Raw genomic sequence first — 2606 nt, 5'->3', positions numbered from 1 at the left:
GTTCTAGTATCGAAGGATGAGCATCCCCGCGTGGGCACGACCATCGAGGCGCTGGCCAAGCTGCCGACGCCATTTCGCCAGGGTGGCACAGTCACCGCCGGCAATGCCTCCGGCGTCAACGACGGCGCCGCCGCCCTCATCGTCGCCTCGGAAGCAGCGGCGAAGAAGCATGGCCTGACGCCGATCGCCCGCATCCTCGGCGGTGCCGTCGCCGGTGTCGCGCCACGCATCATGGGCATCGGCCCGGCGCCGGCCACCAAGAAGCTCTGCGCCCGTCTTGGCTTGACGCCCGACCAGTTCGACGTCATCGAATTGAACGAAGCCTTCGCCTCCCAAGGCATTGCCGTGCTCCGCCAGCTCGGAGTTTCCGAGACGGCGGAGCATGTCAACCCCAACGGCGGCGCCATCGCGCTCGGTCATCCGCTCGGCATGTCCGGCGCACGCATCACCGGAACGGCGGCGCTGGAGCTCGGCGAGCGAGGCGGCAAGCTGGCTTTGGCCACCATGTGCATCGGCGTCGGTCAAGGCATCGCGATCGCGCTTGAGCGGGTCTGACGGCTTCCGCCGATCAATAGGGAAGGCCGACGTAGTTTTCGGCGAGCGCCGTAGAAGCCGCCTTGGAATGCACGAGATAGTCGAGCTCGGCTTCCTGGATGCGCTGGCCGAACTCGCCCGTCTCGGGAAAGCGGTGCAGGATCGTCGTCATCCACCAGGAGAAGCGCACCGCTTTCCACACACGCGCCAGCGCCTTGGCTGAGTAGGCGTCGAGCCCGGCTTCCGACCTGCCGGAGTAGAATTCGCGAAGCCCGGCAAAGAGATAGCGCACGTCGCTGGCAGCGAGGTTGAGACCCTTGGCGCCGGTGGGCGGCACGATATGGGCGGCGTCGCCGACCAGGAACAGCCTGCCGAAACGCATCGGTTCGGCGACGAAGGACCGCAGCGGCGCGATCGACTTCTCGAAGGACGGCCCGGTGGTGACGGCGGCCGCCGTCTGCGGCGGCAGGCGGCGCCTAAGTTCATCCCAGAAGCGGTCGTCCGACCAGGCCTCGACGCGCTCATCGGCGGGAACCTGCACATAGTAGCGGCTGCGGTGCGGCGAGCGCATCGAGCACAGCGCGAAGCCCCGCTCGTGATTAGCATAGATCAGTTCGTGATCGGCCGGCGGCACCTCCGCCAGCACGCCCAGCCAGCCGAACGGATATTGCCGCTCGAAGGTCTTCAGCGCGTTTTCCGGCACCGATCTGCGGCTGACGCCATGATAGCCGTCGCAGCCGGCGATGAAGTCGCAATCGATGCGATGCGCAGCCCCATCCTTGTCGTAGGTGACGAAAGGCGATACCCCGCCAAAATCGTGCGGCGCGACGTTCGCCGCTTCGTAAACGGTGACGAGCCCCGCCGCCTCCCGCTTGTCCATCAAGTCGTGCGTCACCTCGGTCTGCCCGTAGACGGTGACGTGCTTGCCGCCGGTCAAGCCCGTGAGGTCGATACGATGCAGTCGCCCGCCGAAGGCAAGCGAAATGCCCGCATGCGGCAGGCCTTCGGCATGGAGCCTGTCCGCGGCGCCCGCCTCGCCGAGCAGATCGACCGTGCCCTGCTCAAGCACGCCGGCGCGCACCCGGCCGAGCACATGCTCGCGGCTCGACCGCTCCAGGATGATCGTCTCGACGCCGATGGTGGCAAGCAACTGGCCGAGCAAGAGGCCGGACGGTCCGGAGCCGATGATGGCGACCTGCGTGCGCATTAGATCCCTTCACACATGTCATTCTCCCAAAACCGCAGCGCACTTTGGGCGACATGCGTTAGTGGCCGATGCTCTCGATCCGACCGGCAAGCTCGGCGGCGAGCCTGAGCGCGGCTGCCGTCGCCACCACCATCTGCGGCAGGATGAGCCATTCCAGTGTCCAGGCCGCGCCCGAGCGTTCCTGCTCGTGCACCAGCGCCTGATGCACGCCGGAAAGCTGCGTGGCGCTGAAGCGGGCAAGCGCCACCAGCGCCTCGGCCTTCACCGGATTCTGCTTGTGCGGCATGGCCGACGAGCCGCCAGCACCGGCGAGCTTGATGTCGGATTCGCCCTGCGCCATCAGCGCGATGTCCTGGCCGAACTTGCCGAGGCTGCCGGCGACCAGCGACAGCCAGCCGGCGAATTCGGCGAGCGCATCGCGCTGGCTATGCCATTGCGGCGCGTCGGCAAGACCGAGTTTGGCGGCAAGCGCCGCGCGCACGGCCGGCGCCTTGCCGCCGAGCTTATCGAGTATCCCGGCCGCACCACCGAATTGCACAACAAGCAGCCGGTCGGACTGTTCCTTGAGACGATGCTGGTGACGCTCGAGCGGCGCCCGCCACGAAACGATCCGGTCCGCCGCCGTGATCGGGATTGCCGGCTGCATGCGCGTCACCGCCATCAGCGCCCTGCCTCCGAATTCCTCTTCGAGTCCGGCGAGCCTCACGATGTTCTCGCTGAGCAGCAGGCCGATATGCTCGACCGCCTGGCGCAGGCGCAGCATCAGCGAGGTGTCGATAACGTCCTGGCTGGTCGCGCCGAGATGAACGAATTCGCCATGCGGCTCGCCAACCGCCGCCCGGAGCTGGCGCACCAGTTCCGGCAC

General features: G+C 67.2%; 2 protein-coding genes and 1 pseudogene. 1 reads left to right on the top strand and 2 read right to left on the bottom strand.

Going from position 1 to position 2606, the window contains the following annotated elements; translation table 11 throughout:
• A pseudogene (locus EOA29_RS32500) lies at positions 1-555 on the top strand (3-oxoadipyl-CoA thiolase); the annotation flags it as partial.
• A 13-nt stretch (positions 556-568) separates the two neighbouring features.
• On the opposite strand, the gene pobA reads toward EOA29_RS32500, so the two are convergent.
• Both pobA and EOA29_RS32490 read right to left on the bottom strand, forming a co-directional pair.
• Positions 569-1741: a 4-hydroxybenzoate 3-monooxygenase gene (pobA, locus tag EOA29_RS32495; protein ID WP_126092959.1), complete on the bottom strand. Its 1173-nt coding sequence runs from the start codon at positions 1739-1741 to the stop codon at positions 569-571.
• Positions 1742-1799: 58 nt separating this feature from the next.
• Positions 1800-2606 (bottom strand): 3-carboxy-cis,cis-muconate cycloisomerase (locus tag EOA29_RS32490; protein WP_127222147.1); only part of this gene is annotated, 807 nt, incomplete at its 5' end.

It is taken from the genome of Mesorhizobium sp. M1E.F.Ca.ET.063.01.1.1 (assembly GCF_003998155.1).
GTDB lineage: Bacteria > Pseudomonadota > Alphaproteobacteria > Rhizobiales > Rhizobiaceae > Mesorhizobium.
This window is presented reverse-complemented; position numbering and strand designations above follow the sequence as displayed.

Bases quoted from the DNA above. Each gene is read 5' to 3' on its own strand.
- pobA (WP_126092959.1), bottom strand. From the start codon at position 1,741: ATGCGCACGCAGGTCGCCATCATCGGCTCCGGACCGTCCGGCCTCTTG.